The organism is Sphingobium sp. ba1 (assembly GCF_000743655.1).
Taxonomy (GTDB): Bacteria; Pseudomonadota; Alphaproteobacteria; order Sphingomonadales; family Sphingomonadaceae; genus Sphingobium.
In genome coordinates, this window is record NZ_JPPQ01000069.1 from 2,444,909 (window position 1) to 2,464,527 (window position 19,619).

Here is a 19,619-nt window from a genome sequence, read left to right on the forward strand (position 1 = left end):
CTAGGGGATTATGCGCCCGCGGGCTGGAACAGATCCTTGTAGAATCCGGTCGTCTTGACCGTGACGGTGACGGGCGTGTCGCCCTTGTTGCGCCAATACCAGCCATGGGTGCCGGCATAGGGCGCGGTGAAGCTGCCCCTGGCGTTGGTTTGCTCGCGCTCTTCCCAATAGCTGGTGAACGCGCCGTCGGTCGCATCGGGGGCTTCGCCATGCATGTCGACCTTGACCGGGCCGCCGGTCGATTGCCATTCGAAGACGAAACTGTCGCCCTGCTGCATATGCGCCTTCACTTCCTGCCCGCTGTGCGGCGCGAGGGTAATGGTCATGCTGTCCTGCCGCCAGGGGGCGGTGCGGGCGATATTGTCCTTGGTCGGCAGGGTCGGTGCCGTGCTGGCTACGGGCGGGGCGGCTGCTGGCGCAGACGCACTTGGTTCGGCCACCATGGCGGTGAGGCCGAGCGCGCTGCCTACCCCGGTCGGATCGATGCCATATTCGGCAGGCAGGACGAACAGAGTCAGGATGGCGACCGCGCCGATCGCGGCGGCGCCGGTGGCCTTGGCGAGCGTGGCGGGCGGGGTTGTGATGCGCGTGGGTGGCGCGGGTTGGTGGCTGCTGGTCATGTCAGGCCCCTTTCGATCAGATAGCCGGTCAACTGAAAGCCGACGAGGACGAAGCCCGCGGTCATCAGCGCCGCATTGGCGAGGACCGCGCTGCGGCGGAAAGTGTCGGTCCTGCGCCAGAAGGTCATGGCGAGCAGGATGAAGGTGAGCGCGATGAACTGGCCGATTTCGACGCCGATGTTGAAGGCGAGGAGGTTGGGGATCATCCCGTCGCTCGACAGGGTGAGATCCTGCAGCTTGGTCGCCAGGCCAAAGCCGTGGAAGAAGCCGAAGATCAGCACCGCCGCCTTGGGATTGGGCGATATGCCGAACCAGGTGCGGAAACCGTCGAGATTGTCGATCGCCTTATAGACCACAGACAGGCCGATGATCGCGTCGATCAGGAAAGGATTGGCGCGCAGGTCGAGGATGACGCCCAGCAACAAGGTGGTGCTGTGGCCGATCGCGAACAGGGTGACGTAGGTGCCGACCTGCTTCAACCGATAGAGGAAGAAGATGACCCCGGCGAGGAAGAGCAGATGATCATAGCCGGTCACCATATGTTTGGCGCCCAGATACATATAGGGGATGATGTTGACCCCCGATGCGCCTTCGATGAAGGCGCGGTCATTCTCGTTTACGCCATGGGCCAAGAGCGCCTGACCGATGCAGGCCAGCATGAGCCCCAGCAGCAGCAGCGCGACCCGCCGCATACCGAGGGGGATGGGCAAGTGGCGGATCGCGCTGCGCATGATCGCCGCTTACTTGGTCTGGAAGGTGGTGAAGACCTTGGCACCGCTCTTGTCGACCAGCGCGACGACGATCTTGGCGCCCTTGGCGGCCTTGAAGCCGGGGGCGGATAATTTATTGCCACCGGCGGGCTTGAGCGCGGCCTGGCTTTTCTGGCCCGACGCGGTCTGCGTCAGCGTGGCGGTGTAGGCCGATGCGGGCAGCGGCTCATCCTCTTCGCTGATATAGACATCGACGCCCTTGGGACTGGCGACCAGTTCCACCATGGTTTCGCCCGACATCTGAACGAGGCCGCCATGCTGGGGCTTCATGCTGCCATGGGCGAAGGCGGCGGTTGGGGTCAGGGCGAGGGCAGCGACCGCGAGGCCGAGCTTCATCAGGTCGAGTTTCATGGGTGTCTCCTTACAGGGTAGCGACAAAAGGTGGCGGTGCGGCCTTATTCGGGCAGATGCGGCAGCACGAAGGACAGCGACGAGCGATATTCGACATGGTCGACCTTCGCCTTGTCATCGGCTGGACCGACATAGATGCCCATCAGCACGTTCAGCCCCTGGTTGCGCAGCGTGATGGTGGCGGTGCCGTCCGCGCCGGTCTTGACCGCGACTTCGTCGGGATCGTTGACATAGTCGGACATGATGGTCGCGCCCGCGATCGGCTTGCCTTCATAATAAGCCCGCACTTTCATCGGTTCGCCCATCTTCTGCGGGATGGCGGGATCGACGGGGACGATCTGGAGCTTATGCCCTTCGAACAGGGGCACGGGGCTGGTCGGCACCTTGGTCAGATGGACGGCATATTTCCAATTATGTTCGGCAAGGCTGGCGGTGGGCACTTCGTCGCGGCCCTTATTATGCCATTTGCCGTCGGGGGTCTTGCTCCACAGGCCATAGTCCATGATCGCCGCGACCGCCGCGATCGGCTCTTCGCTGTCCACGACGGGGATCGGCCCGGCGGTGCGCAGGCTGGTGGTGACGGGTGCCCAGTCAGCATCATAGCCGGTGACGGTCTTTATGAGCGGCAGGCGCTTGACCGCGTCGAGATCGTCAGCGCCGACGCCATAGATGAGGGCGATCTGCGTCGCGCGCTGGGCGAACCAGATGCCGTGCGCGCTCAAGGGGGCGGCCAGGGCCAGAAGCGCCGATCCGGCAACGGTGACAGTAAGGATGCGTGGCAGTTTCATCGATCATCTCCCGTGGCCCCGATGGCCCTGGCACACAGGCTATGTCAGCGACGGCCCGCCGGATGCCGTTTTTCAGGCGTGCGCAGGCAGCATGTGCCGGAAAAAGGCACGCGCACAGTGGATGATCGCCCGATGGCGGAAAAGGGGGATGTGGATCGTTGGAGACTTGAATGGCCCGAAGGGGCCTAATCGAGCGGTGGATCGCCCTGAGCGAGATCCATGAAATTGCGGGCGGCGTCGCGATCGGCCGCGTCCTTGAAGGCGATGTCGAGATCGGGGGCGTCGCCCATCAGGAAGAGCAGGCACCACAACGCAAAACGTCGACCCCGGTCCTTTTCCAGACCAAGGTCGACGCGCATGCGCTCGACGCCCGCTGCGATCGCTTCGGCGGGCACGGCGTCAATGTCCGTGCGGCCGAAATAGCGACGCAACTGGTCGTCAAATTGCATTTGGATCAGCCGTTCAGCTTGTCCTTGACCGCCTTGGCAGCGGTGAAGCCCAGCTTCTTGGACGCGGCGATCTGGATCGTCTCGCCGGTGGCGGGGTTGCGGCCCTCGCGCGCGGCGCTTTCCTTGACCTTGAACTTGCCGAAACCGTTGAGCGAGATTTCTTCGCCCTTGGCCGCCGCGTCGACGATCGCCGAGATCACGCCGTCGATGATCTTCTTGGCGTCCGCCTTCGAAAGGTCGTGGGCGGTGGCGACGGTGTCGATCAGGTCACTGTTATTCATAGGACGTCCTCTTCAAGTGTGATGGCACCCGCCCTAGCCCGTTCGCATCCGCCGGTCCATCGCCTAAGGGCGAATTTCGGCGCATTTCCGGTGACATATTGCCGAAAACACGCGGTTTCGGCGTGGTCGATCGGTTTGGTGGCTTGGGGCAGGTGGTTGGAGTGAAGTTTCAGGCGACGAAATTGCCGGCAAAGGCGAAGCTGTCGATCGGATTGCGGCCGCTGGGGGCTTCGCGCGCCTGCAGGGCTTCAGGCAATATCGCCTTGTCGCCCATGCGCCCGATGGCGACGGCAGCTTCGATGCGGAAACGGTCCGGCACCGCGAGTTCGTGGCGGGCGGCGTCGAAATCGACGCCCGTCATGGCGTGGGTGTGATAGCCCATCCGCGTTGCCTGCAGCGCGAGCAGCGCCCAAGCGGCGCCTGCGTCGAAACTGTGGCTGTGCGAGGGCTTGGTTTCCTGCGAGCCGGGGGCCGACGAGAGGCTGTCGGACAGGATGAAGGTCAGGACCGAGGCATGTTGCACCCAGCTTTGGTTGAACGGCAGCAGCAGACCAAGGAAGCGCGCCCAGTCGGCGCTGTCGCGATGGGCATAGAGGAAGCGCCAGGGCTGATAGTTGAAAGCCGACGGTGCCCAGCGGGCTGCGTCGAGCAGGGTATCGATATCCGCCTGCGGCAAAGCCGATCCATCGAAGGCGCGGGGCGACCAGCGGTCGAGGAACAGGGGGTCGATGGGCCGGGTGACGGCGCGAGGGTCAGTGTCCATAAAATCTCCCTAAAAGGCTTGGGCCCATATAGGATGTTTTTTGCGGCTGCGAAGGGCCAGGGATTTTGGGGCAAGGCGCTGGCGCAGGCCGCGCCGCGCCGCTAATCCTGCCTGCCGATAAGGGGGAGCGGGGCATGACGATCACGGAGACTTTTCTGCTCGCGCTGGCGCTTGTCATGGGGCTGCCCTGGCTGGTGTGGCGATTGCTGCGCACCGACAATTGGGCGCCGCTGGTGGTGGTGCAGATCGTTGCGGGCGTGCTGCTTGGTCCCGGCGTGCTGGGCGTCGCACTGCCGCACGTGCATGATTTCCTGTTTCCGCCGGGCGTCATCGCCGCGCTCAACGGCATCGCCTGGTGGGCGGTGATGATCTTCGTCTGGCTGGCGGGCATCGAACTGGACCTGCACCAGGCCTGGGTCGCGCGGCGCGAGACATGGACGACGGCGGGGCTGGCGCTGGTCACGCCGCTTGTGCTGGGGGCGCTGGCGGCCGCGTTGATCCTGACGCAGCCGGGCTGGATCGGCGCGAAGGGGCAGCATTGGCAGGCGTTGCTGGGGATGGGGATGGCCTGCGCCGTCACCGCTTTGCCCATATTGGTGCTGCTGATGGATCGGCTTTCCATCCTGCGTCAGCCGCTGGGGCAACGGGTGCTGCGCTATGCCAGCCTGGACGATATCGCCATCTGGGGCGTGCTGGCGCTGATCCTGCTCGATTGGGCGCGGGTCGAGCGGCAGGCGGGATTCCTGCTGCTGTTCCCGTTCGTCGCCTGGGGGCTGCGCGCGGTGATGCGGCGAATCGGCGGGCGCGACCGGTTGTATCTGGGGATGCTCTCGCTCGCGCTGCTGGGCTTTGCGGCGGATTGGGCCGGGCTGCATTTCATGGTCGGGGCGTTCCTGGCGGGCGCGATTTTGGACAAGCAATGGTTCGACGAGGCGCAGATGGATATGCTGCGCGACCATATGCTGTTGACGGTGATGCCGGTCTTTTTCCTGAGCACGGGGTTGCGCACCCAATGGGATATGGGCGGGTTCGAGGTGATCGGCGGCGCATTGCTGCTGTTGGCGGCCGCCGTGGTCGGCAAACTGGCCGGGGTGGCGCTGGCCGGGCGAATCCTGGGCTGGCCCAAGGGCGAGGCCGGGGTGATCGGCTGGCTGCTACAGACCAAGGCACTGATCATGATCATCTTCGCCAACATCCTGCTCGATCGGCAGATCATCACCGGGACCAGCTTTACAGCGCTATTGCTGATGGCGATCGGCAGCACGATGCTGACCATGCCCATGGCGCGCCGGGGCCTGGCGAAATTGGTGCAGCGATAAGGGAAAAATCGTCCCGGACGACCCATGGCGCGTGCAGTTCGCCGTAGCGGGCCGTCCGGGATTGCAGCGTTGCCCCACTTTGGAGAGGTATGACAACGCTGTCTCGCGCCATAAAACAGATTCCGCGCCGGGCCGCAAGCCCCTTTGCGCGCGCTCCTTAGGCGTCAGCCTGCATATTGGTGGGTCGGCAGGCCGCGCACGCCGCAATCGACTTCGAAGAAGCCGCCATCGTGCGGCGTGGCATCGTCCAGCCCGATGGTCGCCGAACTGACGAACATGCGGTCGAGGTTGGCTCCGCCAAAGCAGATATTGGTCACCTGCCGCGCGGGCAGCGCAATCGATCGGTCCAGCACGCCATCGGGAGTGAAGCGGCTGACCCGCCCGCCGCCCCAATGGGCGACCCAGATATGGCCGTCCGCATCCACGGTCATGCCGTCGGGATAGCCATCTTCCTCGGCAAAGCGGATAAAAGGCTGGCGATCGGTCGCGCCCTCCGCCGTCCGGGCGAAGCGATACATTTGCCGCTTGGCCGTGTCGCTATGATAGAGCCAGCGGCCGCAGGGCGAGAAGGCCGGGCCATTGGGCACGCGATAGTCGGCGTCGATCACGCTCCAGCTGCGGTCGGGTGCGAGCCGGTAGAGCGAACCGCGATCATGCTCCTCGGCCATGTCCATCGTCCCGCACCAGATATGCCCCTGTGCATCCGCCTTGCCATCATTCATGCGGTTGCCGGGGAAATGCGGTTCGGGGTCGCCGAAGGGCGTGATCGTCAGCGGATCGAGGCGGATGTCGGCAAAGCCGCTCTGGAAGCCGCCGACAAAGCCGCCCTCTTCGCGCTCCACCACCCAGCCGAGCGGTTCGGGCATGGCCCAGCGCTCGACCGTGCCGTCCGCAAGGGACAGCCGGTTGAGCGCCGGGGCCAATATGTCGACCCAATAGACCGCGTTATCGCGCGCCGACCAGAGCGTGCCCTCGCCCAGCGTGTCGGCGACGCCCCGTTCGATCAGACGCCAGGCCGTCATCAGCGCTTGACCGACAGCCGGTAAACCATCGCATGGCGATAGGGCTTGCCGGGATCGACCCGCGCCGAGAGGAAAGCAGGCTTGTTGGGCGCGTCGGGGAATTTCTGCGGCTCCAGCGCGATGCCGTCGCCCATGCGGTAGAGATGGCCGCCCTTGCCGACCAGCGTGCCGTCGAGGAAATTGCCGGCATAGAATTGCACGCCGGGTTCGGTGGTCAGCACTTCGAGCACCCGGCCCGACACGGGATCTTCCAGCCGCGCCGCCAGTTCGGGTGCCTTGGTCGCGCCCTTGTCGAGCGCCCAATTATGGTCATAGCCGCGGCCATAGACGATCTGCTGGTCGCGGCCGTCGCGAATGCCATCGGCGACGCGGCGGGGCGCGCGGAAATCGAACACGCCGCCGTCGACCGGCTTCAATTCGCCGGTCGGAATCAGCTTTTCATCCACCGGCGTATAGGCCTTGGCCGGAATCGTCAGCCTATGGCCGAGCGCGCCATCGGGCGACCCTTCACCGGCGAGGTTGAAGATCGCGTGGTTGGTCATGTTGACGATGGTGGGCTTGTCGGTCTTGGCGGCGAAGACAATGCCCAGATTGCCCGCTTCATCGAGCGTATAGGTGACGGTCGTATCGAGCTTGCCGGGATAGCCCGAATCGCCATCGGCGCTGACGAGGGAGAGAACCACGGTGGCGGTCGGGCCGCTCTTTACCGACACGACCTTCCAGGGCAGCTTGTCGAAGCCCTTGTCGCCGCCATGCAGCGAATTGGTCTTGTCGTTGAGCGGAAGCTGATAGCTGGTGTCGCCCAGCTTGAAGGTGCCGCCGGCGATGCGATTGGCATAGCGGCCCACGGTCACGCCGAAATAATTGGGATGATCGACATAGCCCTTGAGATCATCATAGCCGAGCAACACGTCGGCGATCTTGCCATCCTTGTCCGGCCCCGACAGCGATTGCAGCGTCGCGCCATAGGTCAGGATCTTGGCCGATACGCCAGCAGCATTGGTCAGCGTGATCGTTTCCACCGCCGTACCGTCCGCCAACGTGCCTGCGGGCGCGCGGCTGGCGTCGGCGGCCAGCGCCGCCGTGCTTGTCAGCGCCATGGCCAATGCGTATGACAGCGCTGTTTTGATGATGACCTTTTGCATGGACTTCCTCCCGATACCGACCGCCCATTGACGCGCGGTTTCGGGGAATATACTCCGACAAAATAAGCGGGCGCAACCCCTATCCGGGTCGCCCGTCCCCGGAAATGCAGTGGAGAAGGATGGATGGCAGGACCCGTAACATCAGGCGCGGGCGTCACCGCGACGCATAATCCCGCAACGCGCTATGGCCCGGCGCTGGGCCTGCTTGCCAGCCTCTTCTTCATGTGGGGCTTCATCACCGTCATCAACAACACGCTGCTGCCGCATCTGCGCAACGTGTTTGCACTAAACTATTTTCAAACCACACTACTCGAGTTCGCCTGGTTCATTGCCTATGGCGTTGCAGCCTATCCGTCCGCAAAGATCATCGAACGGATTGGCTATCAGAAGTCACTCGTCATCGGATTACTTATAATGGCGGCTGGCGCGCTGGGAATGACGCTTGCCGCCACGCTGGTTTCCTACTGGGTGACGATCACTATGCTGTTTGTGATCGCTGCGGGCGTTACATTGCTCCAAGTCGCGGCCAACCCCTATGTAGCCGTAGTTGGCAAGCCGGAAACCGCCTCCTCGCGCTTAAACCTCGTGCAGGCGATGAATTCGGCGGGTACGATGCTCGCGCCATCGTTCGGCGCGTATCTGATTCTCGGCCGATCAAAAAGCGGCACCGCGCAAGGCGAGGTCGTACTGACGCAGGCGGAAAGGCTGGCTGACGCCCAATCGGTAATCCTGCCCTATGTACTCGTCGCAATCGTGCTGGTCGTACTTGCAGTGGTGATTGCCCGATTCCCGTTGCCTGCCATGGGCAACGCGACGCAGCGCCATGACAAGGAAGAGCGCAAGAAACATTCGCTCTGGAACCACCGCAACCTCGTGTTCGGCATCCCCGCGATCTTCATCTACCTGATCGCGGAAATCGGCGTCGCCAACCTCTTTGTCATTTTCGTCAGCCAGCCAGATATTGCCAACCTTACGGCAGCGCAGGCGGGCAATTATCTTACGTTCCTGTGGGCGGGCATGATGGTCGGTCGCTTCGCTGGCGCCGCGATCATGCAGAAATTCGATGCAGGCCATGTGCTGGCGGCCTTTTCGATCGGGGCGTTCATCGTCATGATGGTCACCGTGTTCACCACGGGGCCGATCGCGATGTGGGCGCTGATCCTCGTCGGCCTGTTCCACTCGATCATGTTCCCGACCATTTTCACGCTCGGCATCAAGGGCCTGGGGCCATTGACCGAAGAGGGTTCGGGCCTGCTGATCATGGCGATCGCCGGTGGCGCGCTGGTGGTGGTGCAGGGCTGGCTGGCGGACGAATATGGCCTGCAATGGTCGTTCCTGCTGACCGCCGCGTGCGAACTGTATATTCTGTTTTACGCGCTGTGGGGGTCGAAGGTGACGAACGCCTTGCCCGATCAACAAGCCGTGGCGGAATAAGGCCAGGGTTGCACATGAGGCGCTGAAAAGGCCGGAGCGGGATGTCCGCTCCGGCCTTTTTCATGTGGTTCATGCTCCTGCGAAAGCAGGAGCCCAGGGCGGCAGGGCATGACGTTCGACACTGGGCTCCTGCTTTCGCAGGAGCACTTGATTTTAGCCGCCCATCGCGCTGGCGGTGTCTTCCAGTGTGAGGTCGACCAGCACCCCCATCGCCTCGGCCGCAGCCGCCGTGTCGCCGGCGGCGATCGCGTCATAGACGCGGACATGGTCGGGGATGGGGTTGCGCGGCAGGGCGCGGGCGCGTTGCTTATATTGGGTGGTCCAGTTGACCGCCGCGCCGATGCTGGCGGACAGCACTTGCAGCGCGTCGTTGCGGGTCGCGTTCAGGATGGCATTGTGGAAATCGCGGTCGGCCGCGCGGCCCAATTCGGTGGCCAGCGTGTGGCGGCGCATCGCGGCCAAGGCTTCCTTCATCAGTCGCAGATCCTCCTTGTCGCGCCGCTGTGCCGCCAGCCGTGCCGCCGCCGGTTCGACGATGGCGCGCAGTTCGAACAGGTCGCGCACGAACTGAATATCCGGTTCCCCGGCAAAGGCCCAGGCGAGGACTTCAGGATCGAGCAGGTTCCAGCGGGTGCGGGGCAAGACCCGCGTGCCGGCCTTGGGGCGGCTTTCCACCAGCCCCTTGGCGGTCAGCACCTGGATCGCTTCGCGATAGGCGCTGCGGGAGACTTCCAGTTCCTCGGCAAAGGCGACTTCGCCCGACAGGACGTCGCCGGGGGCATATTGGCCGGACAAGATGGCCGTGCCGAGTTTGTGCGCGATCGCGCCGTGCAACCGCCTGCCGGGGCCACGCGCAATCTTCGCCGATGCGCCCGTCTCCGCCTCATCCCCGTGCAAAGACGGATCTTCCTTCGCCATTCCTGCTCCTCTCGCCCCCCAACTATCAGGCACAACTCCGTCTATAATACAAGCATTGCCATTACCATCTTCCTGTAATATGTCGGAGTAATTCGGAGATTCACTGCCGCCCCGGCTTTGGTCGAGGTGGACGATGGCGTGTCTTCGGCAAGCGTTCAGCGCCGTCAGTGGCGCGCGGGAGGAGAGATTTTCATGACATTGCGCCTGTTGCAGCACCGTGCCCAAAGCGGCGAACGGGGCGTTATCGCCGCGCAAGGCGACAGCGCGGCCTTCGTGGTCGGCTTCACCTCGATCCGCGCTTTGGCGCTGCATGCCATCGCGCAGGGCATCAGCCTGACCGCCGCCGTGGCCGCCGCGCCCAAGGGCGACGCGGTGGACATCGCCGCCGAATTCGAAGCGGGCCGCCTGCTCGCGCCGATCGACCATGACGATGACGCGCATGTCCTGCTAACCGGCACCGGCCTGACCCATCTTGGTTCCGCCGAAGGGCGCGACAAGATGCACCGCGAGGCGGCGGCTGTCGAAAAGCAGACCGATTCGATGCGGATGTTCCTGGAAGGCCTGGAAGGCGGCAAGCCTGCCCCCGGCGAGACGGGACAGCAGCCCGAATGGTTCTACAAGGGCGACGGGTCGCAACTGGTCGGCCCGACCGATCCGCTGACCATGCCCGCCTTTGCCAAGGATGGCGGCGAGGAACCCGAATTGGCCGGCATCTACATCATCGGCGAGGATGGCACGCCCTATCGCCTCGGCCTCGCGCTCGCCAACGAGTTTTCCGACCATGTGACCGAGCGGCACAATTATCTGTGGCTGGCCCACTCCAAGCTGCGCCAGGCCGCGCTTGGCCCCGAACTGCTGGTCGGCGAACCGCCGGAGCATATCGAGGGTTCGAGCCGCATCCTGCGCGACGGCGCGACGATCTGGGAAAAGCCGTTCCTGTCGGGCGAAGGGAATATGTCGCACAGCTTCGCGAACCTGGAACATCATCATTTCAAATATGATCTGTTCCGCCGCGCGGGCGACGTCCATGTCCATTTCTTCGGCACCGCGACCCTGTCGTTCAGCGACGGCATATCGTGCCAAGAGGGTGATGTGTTCGAAATCCTCGCTGCGCCCTTCACCCTGCCGGTGCGCAATGTGCTGACGCGCGCCGCGCCGCAGGAAGTGGCCGTCAAGGCGCTCTGAAGCGATGGACCCGATCCGTATCGCGATCATCGGCATCGGCAAGATCGCGCGCGACCAGCATGTCCCGGCGATCCGGGGCAATAGCGCGTTCAGCCTGGCCGCGACCGTCAGTCCGCATGATGCCGGGCTGACGGGGGTGCCGCATCTGGCCAGCCTCGATGCGCTGCTGGCCGAGGGTCCGGCCGTCGACGCGGTGGCGCTCTGCACCCCGCCGCAGGTCCGTTATGATCTGGCGGCGCAGGCGCTGAGCCGTGGCATCCACGTCTTTCTGGAAAAGCCGCCCGGCGCGACGCTGGCGGAGGTCGAGGCGCTGAAAGTGCAGGCGGACAAGGTCCATGCGACCCTGTTCGCCGCCTGGCACAGCCGTTTTGCGGCGGGGGTCGCCCCGGCCCGGGCCTGGCTGTCCGAGCGCAGAATCGAGAAAGTGTCGATCGTCTGGCGCGAGGATGTGCGCGTATGGCATCCGGGTCAGGCGTGGATCTGGCAGCCGGGCGGGCTTGGCGTGTTCGATCCGGGGATCAATGCACTCTCGATCGTCACCCATATCCTGCCGCGCCCCTTCTTCCTGAAGGAGGCGACTTTGGTGCTGCCGGAAAATCGCGCCGCGCCGATCGCGGCCGACCTGCATTTCCGCGATACCGGCGGCGCGCCGATCCACATGGATCTCGACTGGCGGCAGACCGGGCCGCAAAGCTGGGACATCATCATCGACACCGATGCTGGCACGCTGAAGCTGGCGCATGGCGGCGCGGTGCTGACGCTGCCCAGCGGCACCGAACATGGCGAGGATGTCGAATATCCGGGGCTTTACAGCCGGTTCGCCACGCTGATCCGGGGTGGGCGCAGCGATGTCGATACCAGCCCGTTGGGCCATGTCGCCGACGCCTTCCTGCGCGGCCGCCGCGAACCGACCGACGCTTTTCACGACTGATTTCCAAATGGGAGAGGACGACATGATAAAAACCCTGCGCCGTACCACCGCCGCACTGCTGCTTTGCGCCAGTGCCCTGACGACCAGTGCCTTTGCCGACACCAATGGCAAGCCGACCACCGCGACGATCAATGCCGCAACGCCCGGTCCGGTCTATGACAAGCGCATCTTCACTCAGTTCGCCGAGCATCTGGGCAATGGCATTTATGGCGGACTTTGGGTCGGTAACGACAAGTCGATTCCCAACACCAACGGCTTTCGCAATGATGTGATCTCGGCGCTCAAGAACCTGTCGGTGCCCGTCGTGCGCTGGCCGGGCGGTTGCTTTGCCGACGAATATCATTGGCGGGAGGGCATTGGCGGCAAGGCCAAGCGCCCGGTCAAGATCAACACCCATTGGGGCGGCGTGACCGAACCCAATACGGTCGGCACCCATGAATTTTTCGAACTGATCCGCCAGATCGGCGCGGAAGCCTATGTTGCGGGTAATGTCGGCAATGGGACGCCGCAGGAAATGGCCGAATGGGTCGAATATATGACCTCGCCCGCCGGTACGCTGGCCGACGAGCGCGCCAGGAACGGGCATAAAGAGCCATGGGCGGTGCCCTTTTTCGGCGTCGGCAATGAATTGTGGGGCTGTGGCGGCAATATGCGCGCCGAATATGCCGCCGACCTGACGCGCCGCTATGCCACCTTCATCAAGGCACCGGCCGGCACCAAGATCCTGAAGATCGCGGCGGGTGCCAATGTCGATGATTATAACTGGACCGAAACGATGATGAAGGTTGCGGGCGATCAGCTCGACGCCGTGTCGCTGCATTATTACACCCTGCCCCAGGGGGGCTGGCCGCCCAAGGCGGACCCGGTGAATTTCGACGAGACGCTGTGGGCCGACACGCTGGCCAAGGCCGTCCATATGGATGAGCTGATCACCAAGCATACCGCCATCATGGACAAATATGATCCCAAGAAGCGCGTCTTCCTGGCAGTGGACGAATGGGGCACCTGGTATGCGCAGGATCCGGGCACGCACCCCGGCTTCCTGCGTCAGCAGAATACGCTGCGCGATGCGCTGGTCGCGTCCATCCATCTCGACATCTTCGCCAAACATGCCGACCGGGTGAAGATGAGCGCCATCGCCCAGATGGTGAACGTCCTGCAGGCGATGATCCTGACCGACGGCAAGAAGATGGTGCTGACCCCCACCTATCATGTGTTCGAAATGTACAAGCCCTGGCAGGATGCCACGGTCCTGCCGATCAGCATCGACACGCCCTGGTATAATAAGGACCAGTTCGTGATGCCCGCAGTCAGCGGGTCTGCGGTGCGGGGCAAGGATGGCAAGGTCCATGTCGGCCTGTCCAACCTCGACCCGACCCAGCCCAACACGGTGACGGTGAAGCTCGATGGCCTGACCGCCGGAACGGTATCGGGCCGCGTCCTGACCGCTGGCGTAATGAATGCGCACAACACGTTCGACGCGCCCGAAACCGTCAAGCCCGCGGCCTTCACCGGCGCGCAGGTGAATGGGGGGACGCTGACCGTTACCTTGCCGCCGATGTCGGTGGTGGTGCTGGACCTGCAATAAGGCGATCTGGAGGGGAGGTTCAACCTCCCCTCCCCGTTCGCCCTGAGCTTGTCGAAGGGCCGCACTTCCCTTCGGGTAAAAGTGCAGGGCTTCGACAGGCTCAGCCCGAACGGATTGGTGGGACGGAATTTTTCGCCACCCCTATCTGTGAAGAGGACAGACATTGTTCAAAATTGCTCAATTCGCCTGTCTTGCGGCGATCAACCTTGCTGGCCCGGCCGCCGCGCAGCCCGCCGCCACCCCGCCAAGCGCGCCTACGCTCAACAGCCGCCTAACCGGCGACCTGGCTCCCACCCATGATCCGGTGATCATCCAGCAGGGGGACGTCTATCATGTGTTCGGCACTGGCCATGGCCAGCGGCTGATCGAAACGCGCACCTCGCCCGATCTCGTGCGCTGGTCGGCCGGGCCGCCGGTGTTCACCGCGCTACCCGATTGGGCGAAGCAGGCGATCCCCGGCAGCGATGGCATGTGGGCGCCCGACATCAGCTTCGTGGATGGCCGCTACCGGCTTTATTACTCCGTCTCGACCTTCGGGTCTAACCGTTCGGCAATCGGCCTGGCCACCAACCCGACGCTCGACCCCAAGTCGCCCGATTTCAAATGGCGCGACGAAGGCATGGTCGTCATGTCCACCAGGGACGATGATTATAATGCCATCGACCCCAATTTCATCATCGACCGCGAAGGCCGCCACTGGCTCTCGCTCGGCAGTTTCTGGACCGGCCTCAAATTATTCGAGCTGGACCCCAAGAGCGGCAAGCCCAAGGATGCGAAGGCCAAGCCCGTGTCGATCGCGCGCCGCCCTGCACCCACCGGCGGCCCGGCCCCGGTCGAAGCGCCCTTCATCATCGATCATGGCGGCTATTATTGGCTGATGGCGTCCTATGATTATTGCTGCAAGGGCGTGAACAGCACCTATTATACCGTGATCGGCCGGTCCAAGGACATCACCGGGCCGTATCTCGGCAAGGATGGCAGTGCGATGATGGAGGGTGGCGGCACCATCTTCCTGCGCGCGGATTTGCAGGAGCAGCAGCGTTTCCGTGGCCCCGGTCACGCCGGATGGCTGCACGATAAGGACGGCAAGGATTATGTCGTCTACCACGCTTATGACAAACAGGCCAACGGTGCCCCCACCCTGCGCATCGCGCCGGTGCGCTGGGGCGCGGACGGCTGGCCCGTTGCAGATTATTGAGGATTGATCCTATGAACCACATCAACCGCCGCCTCTTCCTGGCCGGTGCCGCGATATTGCCGGCCGCCTGCGGCAAGCTGGGCGCCATACCCGTCGCGCCGACCGCGGCCGGCCCCGTGCCGGTCAATCCGCTGATCAAGCAGCGCGCCGACGCGCAGATCTTCCGCCATGACGATGGCTATTATTATATGACCGGGTCGGTCCCCGAATATGACCGGCTGGTGCTGCGCCGGTCCAAGACGATCGCGGGCCTGGCCACCGCGACCGAAGCGGTGCTGTGGCGGCATGAAAAGAGTGGCCCGATGTCGGGTTTCTTGTGGGCACCCGAACTGCATATGGTGGACGGCAAGTGGATCGTCTATTTCGCCGCTGGTCCGAGCGGCGGTGGCGAGGATGTATTCCGCATCCGCACCTATGCGGTGGTGTGCGACGGCCCCGATCCGATGGTCGGCAAATGGAGCGTGCTGGGCGAATTGCAGACGCCCTGGGACAGTTTCAACCTCGATTCGACCATCTTCACGCATAAGGGCGTGCGCTATATGGCGTGGGCGCAGCGCGAGCCGGGCATCGAAACGAACAGCAACCTGTACATCGCCAAGCTGGAATCGGCGCTCAAGCTGGGGAAGACGACCCGCCTGACCGTGCCGACACTCGATTGGGAGATCCGCGGCTACAAGGTCGCCGAAGCGCCTGCCATCCTGCATCGCAACGGTCGCCTGTTCATGACCTATTCGGCGAGCGCCACCGATGCGCGCTATTGCCTGGGGCTGTTGACGGCGGACGAGAATGCCGACCTGCTGGATGCCAAGAGCTGGGTCAAATCGCCGCAGCCGGTGTTCGTCACCAACCCGGCGACGAGCGTCTATGGGCCAGGCCATAACAGCTTTACCGTGGATGAGAAGGGCCGCGACATCCTGGTCTATCATGGGCGTGACTATGAGACGATCCAGGGGGATCCGCTGCTCAACCCCGACCGCCATACCCGTGTGCAACGGCTCTATTACACCGCCGATGGCACGCCCGATTTCGGCGTGCCGGTGGGCAATGGCCCGCTGCCCGAACGGTTCATCGCGGTGGCCGATCCCAAGCGGTTGATGGCGCATGACGGCACCCGCCTGGTCGCGGGCAACCCGGCCCTGCCCCAGACGCAGTTCCGCCAGTCGCCCGGCCGCGCCGGTGCCAAAAGCATCATGCTGTCGCCCATATCGATGCCCGATCATTATCTGGTCGCGGCCAAGGATGGGTCGATCAGCCTGGAGAAGGACAGCAAGAGCGCTGATTTCGCGCTGCGCAGCCAGTTTGTCCGTTTCGAGGAGAAGGCCAGCGACGCGCTGCGCTTCGTCGCCATCTCCGCGCCGGGCAAGGCGATCGGCACGGTTGGCGATCAGTTGCGGCTGGTGCCGAGCCGTGACGCTACGGCTTACTGGCATGCAGATTGATCTTCGATAATATGTATGACAAATAAACGGCGGGAGGGGCCGGTTTCCATCAGGAGACCGGCCCCTTAGCTTATGCCGGTATCCGATCGGTACCGTATAGCCCGTATCCTGTGGCAATAATGTGACTAGCGCCGGACATTCGTGTCGCGACGCCCGCATTTTCCGCTTGCGATTCATTTGTCGGAGCAATAATTAGTCCGAGTAATTCACGCATGGCCAAGGGCCAGCTCCAGGGAGGATATCTGACATGGCCCTCAAGCCGATCGTACTGGGTTCCGCATCGCTCTTCGCGCTGATGCTGGCGGGCGCTGCCCAGGCCCAAACCGCCCCCGCAACGCCGCAGGCAGCGCCCGAAGACGATGTCGCAGACATCGTCGTCACCGGCGTTCGCGCCTCGATCGTGGGCGCGCTCAACGTGCGCCGGGAATCGACCCAGATCGTCGATTCGATCGTGTCGGAAGATGTCGGCAAATTGCCCGACAATAATGTCGTCGAAGCCCTGCAGCGCGTGACCGGCATCCAGGTCACCGACCGCGCTGGCGGCGAAGCGGCGACCATCACCATTCGCGGCCTGACTGATCCGCTGACCACGCTCAATGGCCGCAACATCTTCACCGCTGCTGGCACATCCTTCGCGTTGCAGGACATCTCCGCCAACCTCGTCAAGCAGGTCGATGTCTACAAGACCCGTTCGGCCGACCAGCTGGAAACCGGCCTCGCCGGCCAGATCGACGTGCAGACCCGTCGCCCGCTCGACTTTGACGGCTTCACCATTTCGGGCCTGGCGCGCGGCGTCTATTCGGAACTCGCCGACAAGGTGAACCCCAATGTCGCGCTGCTCGTCAGCGACCGTTGGGAAACCGGCATCGGCGACATCGGCTTCCTGGTGAACGGCAGCTACACCCGCGCCGAATTCCGCAACCAGAATCTGCAGGCCGGTGCCATGGTGCCGTTCGCCACCGAAACGCCGCCGGAAGGGTCGGGCCTGACCCCACTGCAGCGCATTTTCCCTGGCGCACTGAACGAAAACTGGACGCCTGGTCTCGACGCGGGGCTGCCCACCGCGCCCGGATCGACGCTCAACATCAATGGCGTTGAAACCCCCTATTATCTCGCCCGCGACGCCGTCATCGCATCCGATGTCTATGGCAAGCGCGATCGCAAGGCGATCAACGCCGCGCTCCAATGGGCACCGAACGACAGCTCGGTCTACACCGCTGAAGTCTTCTACACGGGGTTCAAGGGCGAGACGTTCAACAGCCTGAACTTCAGCTTCGTCGATTGGTGGGGCAACCTGCCCGCCGATGTCGGCAACAGCTTCGAACTGTTCGAAGGCACCAACATCATCAAGTCGCGGCGAGCCGGCGCGGTCGCGGGCTTCAACAGCGGCGACCGGGCGACCAGCCGCACCGACAGCTATGTCTATGCCTTCAACGCCAAGTGGGATGTCGGTGAGCGCGGCAAGATTTCGGCCGACATCGCCTATCAGGACAGCAAGAACGAGACGAGCTTCTTTGCCATCCGTACCGATCGCGGCCCGCTCGACATCGATGTCGATTTCAACGCCGGCGGCGGCCTGCCCGCCTATAGCTTTGGCAATCAGGACGTCCTGACCGACGCGAGCAAGTGGACTGTCGGCAACCTGTTCGACAGCGGCACCAAGAATACCGGTAGCGCGCTGACGATGATGCTGGACGGCGAATATGAGTGGGACGAGGGCTTCCTGCGCCGCATCAAGGCGGGCTGGCGCTATGACAAGCGTTCGGCCGACAGCTATGTCCGCGATCAGGGTGCCGGTGCATACACGTTGCCCAACCCTGCCTATGATCCAACGCGCCCAGTCAGTCCGGCGAACCCGGACCGCATCCCCGTTCCCCTGTCTGAATTTGGCGAAGGCAGCCCCTTCACCAACGAAGGCTTCTTCGACGGCCGTGCCAATATCCCGACCAGCTGGGTGCTGGCCGATCCGCGCAGCATGGACAGGGATGGCGTGCGCAACCTGTATCGCGCCGTCGCGCCCGGTCTGCTGCTGTCTGACCAGCTGAGCTTCGGCCGCGTGTTCGGCATCGAGGAAAGCAACCTGGCCGCCTATATCGTGGCCGATGCCGAGGTCGAGATTTTCGGGCGTCCGCTGCAATTGCAGGGTGGCGTGCGCTATGTCGCGATCGATACCGACTATGAATATTTCGACCGGGGCGCGAATTTCGCCCGGACCGGCGTGTCGACCGGTTCCGACGATTTCCTGCCGTCCTTTACCGCGCGCTATGCCATCACCGACAATCTGCGCATCCGGTTCAACTATGGCCAAACGCTGCGTCGTCCGGCGTTCGGCGACCTCAATCCCAATCTGGCGCTCGGCGGCGATCTGTCGCGCATCGGTTTCGGCACCGGGTCTTCGGGTAACCCCAATTTGCGGGCGACCAAGTCGGAGAATATGGATCTGGCGATCGAATGGTATTTCGACCGCAACAGCGCCATCTATGCGACCGCCTTCCGCCGCAAGATCGAAGGTCTGGTCGTGCCGTTGACCGTTCGCGAGTTCATCCCGAACAACTATCTGCCGCGCAACGAGACCTATACCGAATTTTTCAACATCACCCGTCCGGCGAACGCTTCCGATGGCACGCTCAAGGGGCTGGAACTGGGGCTGACCTACTTCCCCTCCTACCTACCCTCCGTGCTTGACGGCCTTGGCTTCACCGGCAGCGCGACGATCCTGGATTCCGAACAGACGATCCCGGTCGTCAACAATGAAGGCGAAATCACCGGCACGGCCAAGTCCGCCTTCTTCGGCGTGTCGAAGCTGTCCTACAACGCCACGCTGGCCTATGACAAAGGCCCGATCGGCGCGCGCCTGTCCTACATCTGGCGCAAGGGCTTCCTGAACAACAATGAAGCGCGGGCCTTTGCCAACCCGATCGGCATGTGGCGTGCGCCTGAAAAGAGCCTGGACTTCCAGCTGACGCTGAACGTGAACGAAGATATCGGCATCACCTTCGACGCGGTGAACATCACCAAGGCGAAGCAGCAGAATTATTACAAGTTCGGCGATGTCGGCAATCCGACGGAGTTCAACTCCAGCACGCTGCTGATCGACCGGACCTTTGCTCTGGGTGTCCGCTTCAAGTTTGACTGAGTGCCCATGGGGCGTGGCGTCTCCTCGCTGCGCTCCATGATATGGCGGTTGTTCCGGGTTCCTCTCCAACCCCGGAACGACCGCCATTTTTGTTTGGAGCGAGGGTGGAGGGTGCGGCCATCGCGCCATTTTCCCCTTGCCCCGGCGGCGATCCCATGCACAAAGGATGCCAACTGGCGCGGGCGGTTCGCCGTCCGGCCGCAAGGATGGACCCATGCACGACGTCACCACCCAGGAACGGCCCACCGCCCCCCGCCCCCCCGTCCCGCACGAGCTGGGCGA

Annotated in this window: 19 protein-coding genes; 8 read left to right on the top strand and 11 right to left on the bottom strand. The window is 63.5% G+C overall.

Annotated features, from left to right (window positions below; translation table 11 throughout):
* Positions 1–8: 8 nt before the first annotated feature.
* From IL54_RS15000 to IL54_RS15030, 7 genes are all read right to left on the bottom strand, one after another.
* Positions 9–620, bottom strand: a complete 612-nt coding sequence (locus tag IL54_RS15000; RefSeq protein WP_037476656.1) for a hypothetical protein — start codon at positions 618–620, stop codon at positions 9–11.
* Complete coding sequence (locus IL54_RS15005) at positions 617–1,351, bottom strand: HupE/UreJ family protein (RefSeq protein ID WP_037476657.1); 735 nt, start codon at positions 1,349–1,351, stop codon at positions 617–619. Before IL54_RS15005 ends, IL54_RS15000 begins: the two co-directional genes overlap by 4 nt.
* 9 nt (positions 1,352–1,360) lie before the next feature.
* On the bottom strand, positions 1,361–1,741 hold the full coding sequence (locus IL54_RS15010) for a hypothetical protein (protein ID WP_037476658.1): 381 nt from the start codon (positions 1,739–1,741) through the stop codon (positions 1,361–1,363).
* 44 nt (positions 1,742–1,785) lie between these two features.
* On the bottom strand, positions 1,786–2,529 hold the full coding sequence (locus IL54_RS15015) for a DUF4198 domain-containing protein (RefSeq protein ID WP_037476659.1): 744 nt from the start codon (positions 2,527–2,529) through the stop codon (positions 1,786–1,788).
* A gap of 185 nt (positions 2,530–2,714) precedes the next feature.
* Positions 2,715–2,978 (bottom strand): hypothetical protein, encoded by a 264-nt coding sequence (locus IL54_RS15020; RefSeq protein ID WP_037476660.1) that lies wholly within the window; start codon positions 2,976–2,978, stop codon positions 2,715–2,717.
* A gap of 5 nt (positions 2,979–2,983) precedes the next feature.
* Complete coding sequence (locus IL54_RS15025; RefSeq protein WP_037476661.1) at positions 2,984–3,259, bottom strand: HU family DNA-binding protein; 276 nt, start codon at positions 3,257–3,259, stop codon at positions 2,984–2,986.
* 169 nt (positions 3,260–3,428) lie between these two features.
* On the bottom strand, positions 3,429–4,022 hold the full coding sequence (locus IL54_RS15030) for a nitroreductase family protein (protein ID WP_037476662.1): 594 nt from the start codon (positions 4,020–4,022) through the stop codon (positions 3,429–3,431).
* Between the two features lie 134 nt (positions 4,023–4,156).
* Here IL54_RS15030 and IL54_RS15035 point away from each other — a divergent pair, with 134 nt between their 5' ends.
* Positions 4,157–5,341, top strand: a complete 1,185-nt coding sequence (locus tag IL54_RS15035; protein ID WP_037476663.1) for a cation:proton antiporter — start codon at positions 4,157–4,159, stop codon at positions 5,339–5,341.
* 164 nt (positions 5,342–5,505) lie between these two features.
* Here IL54_RS15035 and IL54_RS15040 read toward each other — a convergent pair whose 3' ends face one another.
* Both IL54_RS15040 and IL54_RS15045 read right to left on the bottom strand, forming a co-directional pair.
* A complete protein-coding gene (locus tag IL54_RS15040; protein WP_037476664.1) occupies positions 5,506–6,363 on the bottom strand; it encodes an SMP-30/gluconolactonase/LRE family protein in 858 nt (285 codons plus the stop codon).
* Positions 6,363–7,508: an aldose epimerase family protein gene (locus IL54_RS15045; protein WP_037476665.1), complete on the bottom strand. Its 1,146-nt coding sequence runs from the start codon at positions 7,506–7,508 to the stop codon at positions 6,363–6,365. The genes IL54_RS15040 and IL54_RS15045 overlap by 1 nt, the downstream gene beginning before the upstream one ends.
* 123 nt (positions 7,509–7,631) lie before the next feature.
* On the opposite strand from IL54_RS15045, the gene IL54_RS15050 reads away from it, so the two are divergent.
* Entirely contained in the window at positions 7,632–8,942 is a 1,311-nt protein-coding gene (locus IL54_RS15050) for a sugar MFS transporter (protein WP_037476666.1), read from the top strand.
* Between the two features lie 153 nt (positions 8,943–9,095).
* Here the strand turns inward: IL54_RS15050 and IL54_RS15055 are convergent, their stop codons facing one another.
* Positions 9,096–9,860 (bottom strand): FadR/GntR family transcriptional regulator, encoded by a 765-nt coding sequence (locus tag IL54_RS15055; protein WP_037476667.1) that lies wholly within the window; start codon positions 9,858–9,860, stop codon positions 9,096–9,098.
* A 192-nt stretch (positions 9,861–10,052) separates the two neighbouring features.
* Here IL54_RS15055 and araD1 point away from each other — a divergent pair, with 192 nt between their 5' ends.
* The 6 genes from araD1 (at position 10,053) to IL54_RS15085 (ending at position 19,337) form a co-directional block, all read left to right on the top strand.
* Positions 10,053–11,045 carry an AraD1 family protein gene (araD1, locus tag IL54_RS15060; RefSeq protein ID WP_037476668.1) on the top strand — a complete coding sequence of 331 codons (993 nt, stop codon included), beginning with the start codon at positions 10,053–10,055 and terminating at the stop codon, positions 11,043–11,045.
* Positions 11,046–11,049: 4 nt separating this feature from the next.
* A complete protein-coding gene (locus tag IL54_RS15065) occupies positions 11,050–11,976 on the top strand; it encodes a Gfo/Idh/MocA family protein (RefSeq protein ID WP_037476669.1) in 927 nt (308 codons plus the stop codon).
* 22 nt (positions 11,977–11,998) lie between these two features.
* Positions 11,999–13,564, top strand: coding sequence for an alpha-N-arabinofuranosidase (locus IL54_RS15070; RefSeq protein WP_037476670.1), 1,566 nt, complete (start codon positions 11,999–12,001; stop codon positions 13,562–13,564).
* A 163-nt stretch (positions 13,565–13,727) separates the two neighbouring features.
* Positions 13,728–14,762: an arabinan endo-1,5-alpha-L-arabinosidase gene (locus IL54_RS15075; RefSeq protein WP_193378862.1), complete on the top strand. Its 1,035-nt coding sequence runs from the start codon at positions 13,728–13,730 to the stop codon at positions 14,760–14,762.
* An 11-nt stretch (positions 14,763–14,773) separates the two neighbouring features.
* The gene (locus IL54_RS15080) at positions 14,774–16,201 is read left to right on the top strand and encodes a glycoside hydrolase family 43 protein (RefSeq protein ID WP_037476671.1); all 1,428 of its coding nucleotides are present in this window, start codon (positions 14,774–14,776) and stop codon (positions 16,199–16,201) included.
* Positions 16,202–16,448: 247 nt separating this feature from the next.
* A complete protein-coding gene (locus IL54_RS15085) occupies positions 16,449–19,337 on the top strand; it encodes a TonB-dependent receptor (protein WP_037476674.1) in 2,889 nt (962 codons plus the stop codon).
* Here IL54_RS15085 and IL54_RS25765 read toward each other — a convergent pair.
* Positions 19,324–19,619: hypothetical protein (locus IL54_RS25765; protein ID WP_337587986.1), on the bottom strand; the 296-nt coding region annotated here is incomplete at its 5' end. The two genes, IL54_RS15085 and IL54_RS25765, sit on opposite strands and share 14 nt — an antisense overlap.